Origin of the sequence: Photobacterium ganghwense, assembly GCF_017329545.1 — a bacterium.
GTDB classification, from domain to species: domain Bacteria; phylum Pseudomonadota; class Gammaproteobacteria; order Enterobacterales; family Vibrionaceae; genus Photobacterium; species Photobacterium ganghwense.
On sequence record NZ_CP071326.1, the window covers coordinates 461,579 to 475,379 of the forward strand.

At 46.6% G+C, this 13,801-nt stretch carries 10 protein-coding genes; 8 read left to right on the forward strand and 2 right to left on the reverse strand.

Annotated features, from left to right (window positions below):
• Positions 1-22 precede the first annotated feature (22 nt).
• The 6 genes from iolE to FH974_RS18090 all read left to right on the forward strand — a co-directional run bounded on the left by iolE (position 23) and on the right by FH974_RS18090 (position 7,753).
• The gene (gene iolE / locus FH974_RS18065; RefSeq protein WP_047884646.1) at positions 23-913 is read left to right on the forward strand and encodes a myo-inosose-2 dehydratase; all 891 of its coding nucleotides are present in this window, start codon (positions 23-25) and stop codon (positions 911-913) included.
• 96 nt (positions 914-1,009) lie between these two features.
• The gene (locus tag FH974_RS18070) at positions 1,010-1,774 is read left to right on the forward strand and encodes a sulfite exporter TauE/SafE family protein (protein ID WP_084712516.1); all 765 of its coding nucleotides are present in this window, start codon (positions 1,010-1,012) and stop codon (positions 1,772-1,774) included.
• A 447-nt stretch (positions 1,775-2,221) separates the two neighbouring features.
• The gene (iolG, locus tag FH974_RS18075) at positions 2,222-3,208 is read left to right on the forward strand and encodes an inositol 2-dehydrogenase (protein WP_047884645.1); all 987 of its coding nucleotides are present in this window, start codon (positions 2,222-2,224) and stop codon (positions 3,206-3,208) included.
• A gap of 113 nt (positions 3,209-3,321) precedes the next feature.
• Complete coding sequence (locus FH974_RS18080) at positions 3,322-5,019, forward strand: solute:sodium symporter family transporter (RefSeq protein WP_207104049.1); 1,698 nt, start codon at positions 3,322-3,324, stop codon at positions 5,017-5,019.
• Between the two features lie 149 nt (positions 5,020-5,168).
• Complete coding sequence (locus tag FH974_RS18085; protein ID WP_207104050.1) at positions 5,169-7,031, forward strand: DUF294 nucleotidyltransferase-like domain-containing protein; 1,863 nt, start codon at positions 5,169-5,171, stop codon at positions 7,029-7,031.
• A complete protein-coding gene (locus FH974_RS18090; protein ID WP_047884642.1) occupies positions 7,028-7,753 on the forward strand; it encodes an exonuclease domain-containing protein in 726 nt (241 codons plus the stop codon). The genes FH974_RS18085 and FH974_RS18090 overlap by 4 nt, the downstream gene beginning before the upstream one ends.
• Here FH974_RS18090 and FH974_RS18095 read toward each other — a convergent pair.
• Positions 7,744-8,598 carry a MurR/RpiR family transcriptional regulator gene (locus FH974_RS18095; RefSeq protein WP_047884641.1) on the reverse strand — a complete coding sequence of 285 codons (855 nt, stop codon included), beginning with the start codon at positions 8,596-8,598 and terminating at the stop codon, positions 7,744-7,746. The genes FH974_RS18090 and FH974_RS18095 overlap by 10 nt on opposite strands.
• 451 nt (positions 8,599-9,049) lie before the next feature.
• Here FH974_RS18095 and FH974_RS18100 point away from each other — a divergent pair, with 451 nt between their 5' ends.
• On the forward strand, positions 9,050-9,883 hold the full coding sequence (locus tag FH974_RS18100; RefSeq protein ID WP_047884640.1) for a MurR/RpiR family transcriptional regulator: 834 nt from the start codon (positions 9,050-9,052) through the stop codon (positions 9,881-9,883).
• Between the two features lie 328 nt (positions 9,884-10,211).
• On the opposite strand, the gene FH974_RS18105 is transcribed toward FH974_RS18100, so the two are convergent.
• On the reverse strand, positions 10,212-11,384 hold the full coding sequence (locus FH974_RS18105; protein WP_047884639.1) for a Gfo/Idh/MocA family protein: 1,173 nt from the start codon (positions 11,382-11,384) through the stop codon (positions 10,212-10,214).
• Between the two features lie 679 nt (positions 11,385-12,063).
• Here FH974_RS18105 and FH974_RS18110 point away from each other — a divergent pair.
• Complete coding sequence (locus FH974_RS18110; RefSeq protein WP_047884638.1) at positions 12,064-13,575, forward strand: CoA-acylating methylmalonate-semialdehyde dehydrogenase; 1,512 nt, start codon at positions 12,064-12,066, stop codon at positions 13,573-13,575.
• The last annotated feature ends 226 nt before the right edge of the window (positions 13,576-13,801 follow it).

Here is a 13,801-nt window from a genome sequence, read left to right on the forward strand (position 1 = left end):
TTATGGATTAAGGAGTATCACAATGGCTGTTCAACTTGGAATCAATCCTCTTACCTGGACTAACGATGATCTGCCAACTCTGGGCGCGGAAACACCGTTGGAAACTTGCCTGACGGAAGGTAAACAAGCCGGTTTCGCTGGCTTTGAGTTAGGTAATAAATTTCCGCGTGAAGCAAGTGTGTTGGGACCAATTCTGGCAAAGCATGATTTGAAACTGGTATCGGGCTGGTATTCGCTGGAATTGCTGACACGATCTGTAGAAGAGGAAATTGAGGCAGTACAAAGCCACTTGACCCTGTTGCGTGAATTGGGTGCGACCGTCATGGTGGCTTGCGAAGTGACCAACTGTATTCATGGGGCACAGGAGACACCCGTGCACCTGCGTCCTGAGTTTCCGGCAGAGCGCTGGGAGGAGTACGGTAAGAAACTGACAGAGTTTGCTCGTTACACACAAAGCCAGGGAGTGCAAATTGCCTATCACCACCACATGGGAACAGTGATTGAAACGGAACAAGACGTTGATAACCTGATGAAGCACACTGGTCCGGAAGTGGGATTGTTGTTAGACACGGGGCACCTGACGTTTGCTGGCGCTGATCCGATTGCGGTCGCTGAACGTTGGGCAGATCGTATCAATCACGTTCACTGTAAAGATATCCGGGCGGATGTATTGGCCGACTGTAAGAACCGTAAGTTGAGCTTCTTAAATTCTGTCTTAAATGGTGTGTATACCGTGCCTGGTGATGGTTGCATTGACTATCCAGCGGTGTTCAAAGTGCTGAAAGCGGCTAACTACAGTGGGTGGTTAGTTGTAGAAGCTGAGCAAGACCCAGCTGTGGCTCACCCGCTTACATACGCCACAATGGGGTATAACAACCTGCATAAATTTGCCTCAGATGCTGGTCTGCTGTAAAAGGGCGACAATTTGAACTGTGCATGAAAGCGCCCGTATGGGCGCTTTTTTATTATTTCTGAACGTTGAACAATCTGTATATCCGGTGAGGGAAAAATGATAGTGACTGACCCATGGTTTTATGTCGCAGCGGTTCCCGCGGTATTGATTTATGGTATCGGAAAAGGTGGGTTGGGTGGGGCTCTGGGCATTGTGGCCGTCCCTCTGATGGCGTTGACCATTCCCCCTGTACAGGCCGCTGCCATCATGATGCCCATTTTGTGTGTGATGGATTTTTTCGCCGTGCGGGAGCACTTTCATCATGCCGATCGTCGTCAACTCAAACTCATGCTGCCGGGATCAATCATTGGCGTTACACTGGCTGGGCTACTGATGGGGTATGCATCTGAAAATGTGCTGAAGCTGCTGATTGGCTCTTTATCACTTTTGTTTTGCCTGCAGTACCTCCTGAATCGTGAAAGTAAACCAACTCGCTCTAGCGGCTGGAGAGGTTTTGGTCGCGCTGGATTCTGGAGTCTATTGTGCGGGTTCTCCAGTACCACCATTCATGCCGGAGGAGGACCCGCCAGTATATATTTGCTGCCACTGAGGTTGGAGAAAGTGACGTTGATAGCCACTATGGCAGTGCTGTTTGGCTTGATTAACCTGGCAAAATTAATCCCTTTCACTGTATTAGGTAAGTTTGACACAACGAATATGCTTACTGCTCTGGTCCTGATCCCCCTCGCTCCTATAGGTGTCAAACTTGGGATCTGGTTACTGCACCGGGTGAGCCAAATCTGGGTATATCGACTGTGTTACGTATTTCTTTTTTTATCCGGCGTGAAATTGTTCGCTGATGGCATGATAAGCGGGCTGTAACCTTCAGTGTTCTCGGTGAAATACATTTTTACGTTGTACTTCTCTTCTCATCTCTTCTTATCTTTACCTCGCTTATTATATTTTGAAACGTATGATTCAGTTAGGCGAACTTATTGTTGTTTTTGTTCGTCGATAAACGGTTCTTCGGTATCCAAATTTCCCTCTACTCTCAATGTTTTTGTGATGTTTCACATTGATTTATTTTCATTCTCTGAATTTATTGAGAATTTTGTTACACAGTGAGCAAAAATGAATATTTCGTTTTTGTTTTTCATGAAATAAAAATTTCTTGTGGTATATTTTTTCTATCAACTGATGCATCACCAGCATTCATATGTAATGAAGTGAGTTCAGCGCGGTTCAGCCTATGGCATAGCTGTCTGGCACTGAGAGGAGCCGGTGATGAAACGGACAACACAAACTGGGTTCTGTTTAAAAGGAGTAGTTATGTACAACATCGCATTGTTCGGCGCAGGGCGTATTGGGCAGGTTCATGCTGTGAATATCGCAGATCATAAGGAAACTCAACTGTATTCTGTCATTGACCCATTCTCTCAAGGAACCGCAGCGCTTGCAGAAAAATACGGCGCCAAACAACAGAGTACTGAAGAGGCTTTGGCTGATCCAAATGTACACGGTGTGCTGATTGCGTCAGCAACGGATACACATGCTGAATTGATTGAATTAGCTGCGAAAGCCGGTAAAGCCATCTTCTGTGAAAAACCTGTTCATCTGGACATTGAGCGAGTTCGCAGTTGTCTGGCCATCGTCGAACAGTATCAGGTTCCGTTGTTTGTCGGGTTTAACCGTCGTTATGACCCTCAATTCAGAAAAGTACGTGAGATGCTGAGTGCGGGTAGTATCGGCAAAGCAGAATCGTTACTGATCACCTCTCGTGACCCATCTCCACCACCTGCCGAATATGTAAAAGTATCTGGTGGCATGTTCCGAGACATGACTATCCATGATTTTGATATGGCGCGTTTCATTATGGGGGAAGATCCTGTCTCCATTTATGCTCAGGGTAGTAATTTGGTTGACCCTGCAATTGGCCAGGCCGGTGACATTGATACCGCATTTATTGTGATGAAGTTCCCTTCTGGTGCAATGGCGACAATCACCAATAGTCGACGTTCTGGTTACGGTTATGACCAGCGTATTGAACTGCATGGTGAAAAAGGGCTGCTGACTGCGAAGAACATTCACGAAAATGCTGTTGAGCAATGGGGCGAAGCTGGCTGTGTGGCTGCCAAACCAGAGCATTTCTTCCTGCAGCGCTATGATGCTGCATATAAAGCAGAATGGACACATTTCGTCGATGTGTTGGCTGGCCGCGCACAACCAGAATGCAGTGGGTACGATGGTGAACTTGCGTTATTGATGGCTGATAAAGCCCTTGAATCGCTGAAGACCGGTAAAGAAGTCAAATTATAACTCTATCAAGCGGGCTGCTTTGCGTAGCTCGCTTTTTATTTTGCTATCCAATAACACCAGTGCCAACGGATTCTGGCTCTGGAAAAGCGTGTAATACAAAGTTTGGAGGTATCATGCTAGCTTTTCTTTCGTTTGTTGGGTTTACCTTGTTTGTGGCAGGGGTTGCCTACTATAAAACACGAAATGCGCACCTTACGGATTCAGCCGAAGGTTATTTTCTGGGAGGTCGTTCTCTGACGGGCGTATACATTGGTGGCTCTATGCTTCTGATGAACCTGTCAACTGAACACTTGGTGGGGTTGAATGGGCTGTCATTCCGAACCGGTTTTATAGTGATGGCGTGGGAGGTAATGGCTGCGATGACCATCGTGCTGTTTGCGATGTTCTTTCTGCCGCGTTACCTGAAATTAGGTATTTCCACTATACCGGAATACCTTGAAAGACGTTTTGATAAGCAGACTCTGACCATTACTTCCATCCTTTTCCTGAGTATGTATGTCATCTCGCTGTTACCTATCGTGCTCTATACCGGTGCAATTGCACTGGAGAGCTTGTTCCAGGTTTCTCATGTATTCAACGTCGATAAAGATACGGCAATGTGGATCATGGTATGGGGTGTTGGTGGTATGGGGGCGCTGTATGCCGTCTTTGGTGGGATCAAGGCGATCGCTGTAGCTGATACGATCAACGGGGTAGGGCTGATTACCGGTGGTTTGATGGTGACGCTGTTTGCGCTGGCCTACGTCGGTGATGGAAATGTATGGTCTGGCCTTCTCGAGGTGTATGAAAGTAATCCTGACAAGTTTAACTCGATTGGTGACAAAGACTCATTGGTTCCTTTCTCGACGCTGTTTACCGGGCTGATCATTTCCAATATGTTTTTCTGGTGTACTAACCAGTCGATTGTACAAAAAGCGCTGGGAGCGAAAAACCTGGCGGAAGGCCAGAAAGGGGTATTGCTGTGTGCGTTCTTCAAGCTGATGATACCTTCCATTATCATCCTGCCCGGCATTATCGCGTTCCATGTGTTTCAGGGACAAATTGATAACCCTGATCATGCTTATCCGAACTTGGTACAACTGGTTCTGCCTGAAGTACTGGTGGGTTTCTTCGCCGCTGTGGTTGTGGGGGCGGTTTTCTCTACATTCAGTGGTGGCCTGAATTCATCCGTCACGCTATTTACGGTCAATATTTTCAAAAAATCACTAAAGCCTGACGCAACAGAGGCACAAACCGTGAAAGTCGGTAAGTTCCTTGGATTGGGATTAGCTCTGGTATCAATGATTGTTGCTCCATTGGTAGCAAATGCCCCGGATGGCCTGTTCTATCTCATTCAACAGCTACAGGGTATTTTCAACTCGCCAATTCTCAGCGTGGTGCTTGTCGGCCTGTTAACGAAGCGTGTGCCAGCAATTGCTGCCAAGCTGGGTCTGGTCTTTGGTATGTCAGCGTATATTCTGTTCAATTTTGTCATCAAGATTGATATTCACTTCTTCCATTTGGTCGGGATGCTGTTTGTCATCAACGTTGTCTTCATGTTGGTCGTTGGCTACTTCTATCCACAAGAAGCGTATCAAGAGGTGTATACCGAGCAAGTTAATATTGAACCTTGGTCTATGTCCCTGCCTGTGTCGGTTCTTATCACGCTTGGTTCTGTCTCAATGTACATTTACCTTGCGCACAATGTTCCGGGGTGGCTAATGACGGGTTACTACGTGTTGGCAGCTTCTGCTCTCGGCTATGTGTTCTGGTCAATCGGTCGAGAATTGATGAAAAGCCCGCGTCTTGCTGCTCGAGCACAAGCCGATTAAATCGCGCTCAAAACATGACACAACCATGAAACTGAAACCCCGGTGAGCTCTGCTGGGGTTATACCGAAATGACCTTGTGCTGAATTGTCTGCCGAACCAGGCTCGATGAGAAAGCAAAGGTCATTTCGGTATATGCGAATGGAAATAATATGGAACAGTCACTTTTACCAAATATATTTGATTACCTTTCCACTGTAGATCCTTTTGACCACCTCACCCCTGCAGCACGTGATGCTCTCGCGGCATCAGTCGATATTCTTTACCTTATGAAAGGCGATGAGCTGGCAGGGCAAAAAATCGTCGGGCAGGGGCTTTTTATTGTCCGTCTTGGGGCCGTAGAGCAATGTAACCCCGATCGGTCACTCAGAGCCCGGCTGGCCGATGGTGATCTCTTTGGTTTTAGCCAGTTACATAAAAGCGAGCACTGTGACTATACCCTGACCGCAATTGAAAATACTTTGCTGTACCGAATTCCAAAGCAAGTCTTGATGCAGCTGATTGAGGAAATACCAGCTGTTCGGGATCATTTTGCTTCGCAGGAATCAGTGCGGTTGGCAACGACCGCGACAATGGCGGAAGCTGCAGATGAAGCGTTGTATCTAAAGCCAGTCAGAGACGTTGCAAACACAAATATGGCCTTGGTTTCGGCGTCTACTTCCATTCATGAGGTGGCGAAAACCATGGTTGAAAAGCACCGTTCAAGTGCCTTAGTGATGGATGGCGATAAGCTGCTGGGTATAGTGACTGATCGGGATATGACCAAGCGAGTCATTGTTGAAAACATTCCTCTAACCTCACCGGTTGCTGTGGTGATGACACGTGATCCACAGGTAATCGATGGGGAATCGTCGATGATCGAAGCCATTGAATCTATGATGCAGCATAACGTTCGCAGCTTACCGGTGATGGATAAAGGGAACGTCATCGGGGTATTGACTGCGACCAGCCTTGTGGAAAAAAGTCAGGTTCAGGCCGTTTTTCTTATTAGCCGTATATACCGTCAGGAAAGCCTGGAAGACCTTAAAGCGTTGATCCCGCAACGACATGCTGTATTTGAAACCCTGGTGGATACGGGTATGCACTCCCGATCAGTACAGCAATTAATGACGTTGGTGGCGGATGCGTTTAATAAGCGGCTGTTGCAATTGGCCGAGCGTGAACTGGGGCCTGCACCAATACCCTATGCCTGGTTTGTTGCAGGTTCTCAGGCTCGAAATGAAATCCACAACCTGTCTGATCAGGACAATGGCTTAATTCTTGCGCGACAGCCTGATTCGGAAGAAAAAGAGTATTTTCGTCGTCTGACTGAGTTCGTCTGTTATGGTTTGGCAGAGTGTGGCTATATTCTTTGTCCGGGACATATGATGGCGACCAATCCCAAGTGGTGCGTCTCTTTGGAGCAATGGTTGGAGTATTATCGAGACTGGATCATTCACCCGGATTCTCAGGGGCTGTTAAATATATCGGTATTTCTAGATGTTCGTTTTCTGTTTGGCCAACAGGAGCTGGTAGAAGCGCTTCAGCACAAGCTAACAGCTTATATGCGGGGGAATCAGCGTTTTTTGGCGATGTTGGTTGCCAACTCGTTGCGGGTACATCCTCCTCTGGGAATGTTTCGACAATTTGTGTTAGCAAAAGATGGCGAAAACCGCAGTGTCTTTAATATAAAGAAGCAGGCTGTAAATTTATTGGTTGAACTGACTCGAATTTATGCGTTGGCTGCGGAGAGTCAGGAAACAGAAATGTCGAAACGTCTTGAGGCAGCAGTTAAAGGGGGAATAATCAGCGCTGCCAGTCAGCAAGAGCTGATTGAGGCGTGTAATTTTATTAACCAAGTTCGTTTTCGCCATCAACGCTTAGCACATGAGCGTGGTGAGCCAGCCAGTAATAATATCGCTCCGTCCCTGCTTACGCAGTTCGAGAGAAACCACCTTAAAGATGCATTCAGAATTATTTCTCGTTATCAGGAAGCGGCACAACAGCGGTTTCATGCGAAAGGAGTGTTACGATGATAAAACGATTATTTCAGTCCTTTCATCCACTGGAGCAGTTGGAGAAGCAACGCATGTCTGAATGGTCGAAAGGAACCGTCCCAGATCACCTGAAGCCTCTGTATCAAACGCCGATCCCTCCCCCTGATATACCATTTGAAGACCTGGAACTGGTGGTGTTGGATTTCGAAACGTCTGGTCTTGACCCTGATACTGACGCGATTTTGTCCGTAGGGATGGTAGAGATACGTCAGCAAATATTGTCGTTGTCGACAGGCAAACATTACTATTTGCTAGCCGCTGATGCGGTTAAACCGGAAACGGCGGTGATAAACCATATTGTACCGGAAACGTTGGCTGGGGGAATGACCGAGCAAGAATGTGTCAGTACTGTGGTGGCTAACTTAGCGGGTAAAGTGGTTGTTGCACATGGCGCTGCCATAGAGCAAGCCTTCTTACGACGAGCATTTCGATTACCGCAAGACGTGCCGCTTCCCCTTGTCTGGCTTGATACCCTTATGCTGGAAAAGTCACTCTCTGTTAACAGAGGGAAAAGCAATCCAGACCTCAGGTTATGCCATATTCGTGAAGAAAAAGGGCTGCCGCCATATTTGGCCCATAATGCTCTGGCTGATGCTGTGGCGACCGGTGAATTATTGCTGGTACTGGTCAGGGAAGTCTTTGCCGGAAAAACCCCAGTGCTGGGGCCTTTGGTACAGCGTTCGCTGAAAGGTTATGCCTGAGCGGGCAGTTTGTCGTGATTGGCTTGTTGCTTGAATATCAGCGCAACGGCTAATGCCTGAACCAGGCATTGTGTGGCCGACAAAGAACGAAATGCATCAACCTGAGCCTCTTTGACCACAAAGCACACATCACTGAAGGAAGCCAATGGACTGATCTGGCTATCTGTCAGAACAATTTGTTGAGCTCCTTTCGTTGCTGCTATGGTGCTGGTGAGTATCGTTTCTTCCGCATAGGGAGAGTAGCTAATTGCAATGACGGCATCATTGGCGTCAATCATACTAATCTGCTCTTTGAACATGCCACCGGTCCCGTCGACCAGTGATGCTTTTCGGTCGAGGTGGCGTAATGCGTAAGTGAGATAAGAAGCGATCCCAAACGAACGTCCTAATCCAACAACATAGATATGTTTTGCTTCACTCAGAATATCTACAGCTTTTTGTAGGTCTTTGGGGGGAATGTGGGTTGCGAGTCGTTCCATTGCCAAGGTATTGGCTCGGGTAAACTCATACAGAATATTTTCGGGACGCTCGTTAACCGTTTGATCTCCCTCAAGCTGACGGAAAAGACTGGCTCTTTCTGAGTAGCTTGACGTTTCTTCAATCAGGTTTAGCTGAAAAATTTGTTTTATTTCGTTAAAGCCACTGAAGCCAAATGCATTGGCAAAACGAATTAATGTTGAAGGAGGCACGTTAGCCTCTTTGGCGATAGCCGCTACGGTGTCAAACGCCACACTATTCGGGTTATCAAGAACAAATCCTGCGACTTCTTGCAGCCGTTTGCTCAAGCTGGGGTAACGCTGCCTGATCGTATTTTGAAGCTGACTGAGGTTTGACACGTTACTCATACATGACTCCATTGAAACTTTTATTTCATTTATTATCGTTAAAGTGAAGGTTGGAAGCAATTGTGTGAAATGAAAATTCCATCAAGGTTCACGATTGTATGAATAATTTAAGTTGTATGTCGCCCAATTATTACAATAAGTCAGTATGTAGACGCAGTGAAGCGTTCAGAGCTCTCAGAAGCAATACCCAGTTGCTTGAGAATAAAAACGTTATTTGAATGACAAATAGCAACATGTCTTGAACATAGAAACCTTTCTATCAGTATTTATAAGAAGTAAGGAAAAAATGTATCAAGCCGTCTATGGATAATTCCCCGCTTAGGTATGCCGGTGGTGCGGCAGTAAAGGGTTGAATGTTTACATTACTTGCGACCTATATCTGGAAAAATCATTTCATATAAGAATGAAAAGTTAATACAATGAGTCAGGTACGCCTATTGGGGAGCTTTATATGGATGCTGCTAACAGTCTGACTGAACTGCAAGAGCAAATTCGTGAAAAATATGACGATTTAAGTAAGCGGTTACAGCAAGTTGCTGGCTATGTTCTTGATAACACGAACAGTGTAGCCTTTGATACCGTTGCGGTTATTGCACAACATGCTGAAGTACCGCCCTCGACATTAATCCGTTTTGCGAATGCGTTTGGATTTAGCGGATTCAATGAAATGAAACAACTATTTCGCCAAAACTTGCTCGAGGAAACTGCAAATTACACAGATCGTATACGTCTTCTGAAAGAGCTGGATGATGATACCACCCCTCCAGAGCAACCTATTGATATCCTTCAGGCTTTTTCCAGGGCAAATGCTCAGGCGATGCAGCAACTCGCCGCACAGACGGAGCCTAAAAAGCTAGATTTGGCTGTAGATATTCTCAGTCATGCAGAGAATATCTACCTGATTGGTCTGGGCCGCTCGTTCAGTGTGGCTTCTTATTTGACGTATGCGCTGCGTCACCTGAATCGTCGCGCTTTTTTGATTGATGGCCTTGGCGGTATGTTTAAAGAGCAAATCAGCATGATTGGCTCTAATGATGCTGTCATTGCTGTCAGCTTCTCCCCATATGCCAAAGAAACGTTAATGCTTAGCGAGGTGGCGTCACAGCTGGGAACCAAGCAAATCATTATTACTGATAGTCAGATAAGTCCACTGGCCTCATTCAGTGATGTGTGCTTTGTGGTTAAAGAAGCACAGGTTGATGCTTTTCGATCGCAGGCTGCTTCTTTATGTCTGGCGCAAACATTGGCGGTGTCGCTGGCGTTCAGAGATGGGAACAGTGAATAAGTCTACTGACTGAGGTAATGCTTGCTGGTTGAACACTGCCAGGCTTCTGGGGGAGAGACGATCAGGTTTTTCACTCCAGTGGGTGGAATAATAGAAAAAAGCGCCTGACATAGTCAGGCGTTTCTGTATTCGGGTACTTTGCTAAGGCTGATTTAACATTCCCATGCAACGACCCACTCACTCAGAGAAAAACGAAAGGACTTTAAAGATAGAGCCAGCAAGGACTGAATTGTATAGTCAGGCTTGCCTGAGGTTTGGATATACTGCCGCTTTCGGGGGAACCGGTGGTATCTCCGGATTGAGTCTTCAGTGCAGCGTTGAGCGAAACTTAAAAGTTAACCCAAGCTGAGTGATTGTCTGCAGACTCAACACACTTCTCGCATAAGCGTACACCGTTAATGCCGGCATCAATCCCTGGTATCCAGACATTGTCGACTGTGGCATGATCGTTACGCTCAGTGGCGTTAAACACAAGTGCGAACCGGTGATACAGGTTCGCCCAAGATTCAAAATATCCTTCTGCATGCCCACCACCAATATGGCTGGCCGCAACGCCTTCGTTATCTTGATACAGGTAGCCCATGCCACGATCCAGAATACGTGGTGCCTCTCCCTGAATTTCGTAACGCAACTGGTTAGGGTGCTCATCCCACCACTCAATAGATGCTTTTGAGCCAACAACGCGAATTTTTTGTTGATGCATTGAGCCCGCATTAACCGCTGAGGCCCATAGCGTTCCAACTGCGCCGCCTTCAAACTCCATCATGACGTGTGCATTGTCTTCTAATGGTGCGCGAGACGGAATAAAACTTTGACGCATACAAGACAGGCGGCTGACCTGCATGCCGGTGATCATCTCGCAAAGATAAAAAGCATGCGTGCCAATGTCGCCAATCACATAAGTGGGGCCTGAAACTTCAGGACTAACACGCCATTTAAGGCCCGGCTCTTTTTCTTCATAGGCTTCATTATGAAAACCGTGAGCAAATTGCATATTAACGACGCGAATGTCTCCCAAATCACCCCGGGCAACCATTTCTCTGGCCTGATGGATCATTGGAAATCCGGTGTAACCATACATTACGCCAATGACACGCTGCTTTTCTGCTGCCAATGTTTTTAACTCTTCAGCTTCAGCAGAGGTGAATGTTATAGGCTTTTCACAAACAACATGCAGCCCTGCCTTTAACGCAGCTTTACAGATCTCATAATGAGTAGAGTTCGGTGTTGCGATTGAGACTGCTTGAATACCGTCTTCACGTTGTGCCTCGGCTTCAAACATCGCTTGGTAGTTTGGGTAACAACGCTGTTCCTCAAGGCCAATATTGATCCCAAACTCCTGACAGCGGGCAGGATCTAAATCAAAGGCACCAGCCACTAATTTGAACAAGCCATCACGCTGAGCGGCATTGCGATGAGAATAACCAATCTGGCTGCCTCTGCCACCACCAACCATGCCCCAGCGGATAGGTTGCTCGAATCGACGTTCTTCATTAAACATATTGAAATCTCCGTGACTGTACCGTGTGTTCGAATGTGTTCACAACATTGCTTTTGGCATTTAAAGCTGGTTGTAACGGTATCGATAAGATGGTTGCAATATAGCCTTCCAATCTATTTTTGTGAAATGAATATTTCATTGAATGTGATTTTGGAATGGTTTTGTATTGGAGAGATGGAGAAAAGTTGGCTGGGAAAGGTGACTAAAGTGGATTCTCCCTTACTCGTGAGTTCTTGTTTTGTTGTTTGTTTATCAGTTAGTTATATCTGTTTTAGTGTGATCATTAAACGATGCGGAGCCAAGTCACATTTGCGTGGGTGATTACAGCTCAAACAGTAAGGTATTTTTGTGGAATTTATCTTTCACAAAGTGACTTTCTGGTGGTTGCACAGTTTGATGTTCCTGTTGAGGGTTATCCCTCATAGTATCGTTGATTTCAGAACAGATGTTTCGTGTTTTGTGAAGTTAATTGAATATTGGTTGCTTTATTTGTTTTGTTTTATGTTGATTATGAAATAAATATTTCGTATATTGATTTCAGGTTGTGGCCTGAGACGGTTTGTCTTTGTCGCAGAGTGAATGAAGTGAGTATTCAAACAGCTTACGGTTTGGTAACCACAATGGCTCAAGGTCATGCTGGGCTGCTTGGAAGCTAGAATAGTGAATTAGGAGCGAATAAATGGAAACAGTTCAGAACTTTATCAACGGTCGAATCAGCGAAAGCCATACCCAGCGTTTTGCTCCGGTATTCAATCCTGCGACCGGAGAGCAGACCCGCCAGGTTGTGCTAAGTTCTGCTGAAGAGACAGCGGAAGCCGTTACTGCTGCGGATAAAGCTTTTCCGACTTGGGCAAAAACCTCACCGCTTAAGCGCGCACGTATCATGTTTAAGTTTAAAGCGCTGCTGGAAACGAATATGGACAAGTTGGCTCGCTTGATCTCAAGTGAGCACGGTAAAGTCTATTCTGATGCGGTGGGCGAATTGACTCGTGGCCTGGAAGTTGTTGAGTTTGCTTGTGGTATTCCTCATCTGCAAAAGGGAGAGCATTCTGCCAATGTCGGTACTGGTGTTGATAGTCATTCATTAATGCAACCGCTGGGTGTGTGTGTGGGAATTACCCCCTTTAATTTCCCTGCAATGGTACCGATGTGGATGTTCCCAATTGCGCTGGCAACCGGGAATACCTTCGTTTTGAAACCTTCTGAGAAGGATCCATCTCTGGGTATTGTTCTGGGTGAGTTGCTGAAAGAAGCCGGCCTGCCAGATGGTGTTTTCAATGTGGTAAATGGCGACAAAGAAGCGGTCGATGTGCTTCTGACTGATTCCCGTGTACAGGCCGTCAGTTTTGTTGGCTCTACACCGATTGCGGAATACATCTACTCAACGGCTTCTGCGCACGGAAAACGGTGTCAGGCTCTGGGTGGCGCAAAAAACCACTGTATTCTGATGCCGGATGCCGATTTGGACATGGCTGCTAATGCGATCATGGGTGCAGCCTTCGGTGCGGCAGGTGAGCGTTGTATGGCATTGTCAGTAGCCGTCGCTGTTGGTGATGAAACCGGAGACAAGCTTATTGCGAAACTCCGCAAACATATTGATGCCATGCGTGTTGGGCCAGGAATCGTCGATGGTTCGGAAAATGATATGGGACCGGTGATTTCAGCTCCGCATAAGGCGAAAATTTGTGATTACATTCAATCGGGTATCGAGCAAGGTGCCACTCTGCTGGTCGATGGTCGCAGCTTGTCTGTGCCCGGGTATGAGAACGGGTATTTTGTGGGGCCGACCCTGTTTGACAATGTTTCCCCAGCGATGACGATCTACAAAGAAGAGATCTTTGGACCAGTGTTGGCTGTTGTACGTGTACCTGACTACCAAACTGCGCTGGAGCTTATCAATCATCACGAATATGGTAATGGCACGGCCATTTTTACACGTGATGGTGAAACCGCACGTCAGTTTAGCGAAGATGTGTGGGCAGGCATGGTAGGTATTAACGTGCCAATTCCTGTACCAATGGCGTTTCATAGTTTTGGTGGCTGGAAACGCTCTGTATTTGGCCCGCTCAATGTTCACGGTAATGACGGTGTACGTTTCTACACGCGCATGAAAACCGTGACCAGTCGCTGGCCAGCAAGTGTTCGTTTGGAGCAGCACACCAGCTCATTTACCATGCCGACCATGGATTGAGCAGAGACAAATTCATCGCGTCTCGCATGGTCCTGTTACCCCAGTCAAATGACTGGGGTTTTTCTATGTGCAAGATAATATGCTGTGTATCCAAGAAAGCTCTTGGTTGCCTGTTTATCAGTTGCGAAGCCTCGGTTGCAACGTTCGAAAACCTAAATCACCTTCACAATGAACGGTTGCTGTAATAGCATGTCCAAGGATAAAAATGCCATTAGTTATCTGATTT

What these genes read in the sequence shown, in the direction of transcription:
- iolE (WP_047884646.1), top strand. Translation starts at nt 23, where the DNA reads ATGGCTGTTCAACTTGGAATCAATCCTCTTACCTGGACTAACGATGAT.
- FH974_RS18070 (WP_084712516.1), top strand. Translation starts at nt 1,010, where the DNA reads ATGATAGTGACTGACCCATGGTTTTATGTCGCAGCGGTTCCCGCGGTA.
- iolG (WP_047884645.1), top strand. Translation starts at nt 2,222, where the DNA reads ATGTACAACATCGCATTGTTCGGCGCAGGGCGTATTGGGCAGGTTCAT.
- FH974_RS18080 (WP_207104049.1), top strand. Translation starts at nt 3,322, where the DNA reads ATGCTAGCTTTTCTTTCGTTTGTTGGGTTTACCTTGTTTGTGGCAGGG.
- FH974_RS18085 (WP_207104050.1), top strand. Translation starts at nt 5,169, where the DNA reads ATGGAACAGTCACTTTTACCAAATATATTTGATTACCTTTCCACTGTA.
- FH974_RS18090 (WP_047884642.1), top strand. Translation starts at nt 7,028, where the DNA reads ATGATAAAACGATTATTTCAGTCCTTTCATCCACTGGAGCAGTTGGAG.
- FH974_RS18095 (WP_047884641.1), bottom strand. Translation starts at nt 8,598, where the DNA reads ATGAGTAACGTGTCAAACCTCAGTCAGCTTCAAAATACGATCAGGCAG.
- FH974_RS18100 (WP_047884640.1), top strand. Translation starts at nt 9,050, where the DNA reads ATGGATGCTGCTAACAGTCTGACTGAACTGCAAGAGCAAATTCGTGAA.
- FH974_RS18105 (WP_047884639.1), bottom strand. Translation starts at nt 11,384, where the DNA reads ATGTTTAATGAAGAACGTCGATTCGAGCAACCTATCCGCTGGGGCATG.
- FH974_RS18110 (WP_047884638.1), top strand. Translation starts at nt 12,064, where the DNA reads ATGGAAACAGTTCAGAACTTTATCAACGGTCGAATCAGCGAAAGCCAT.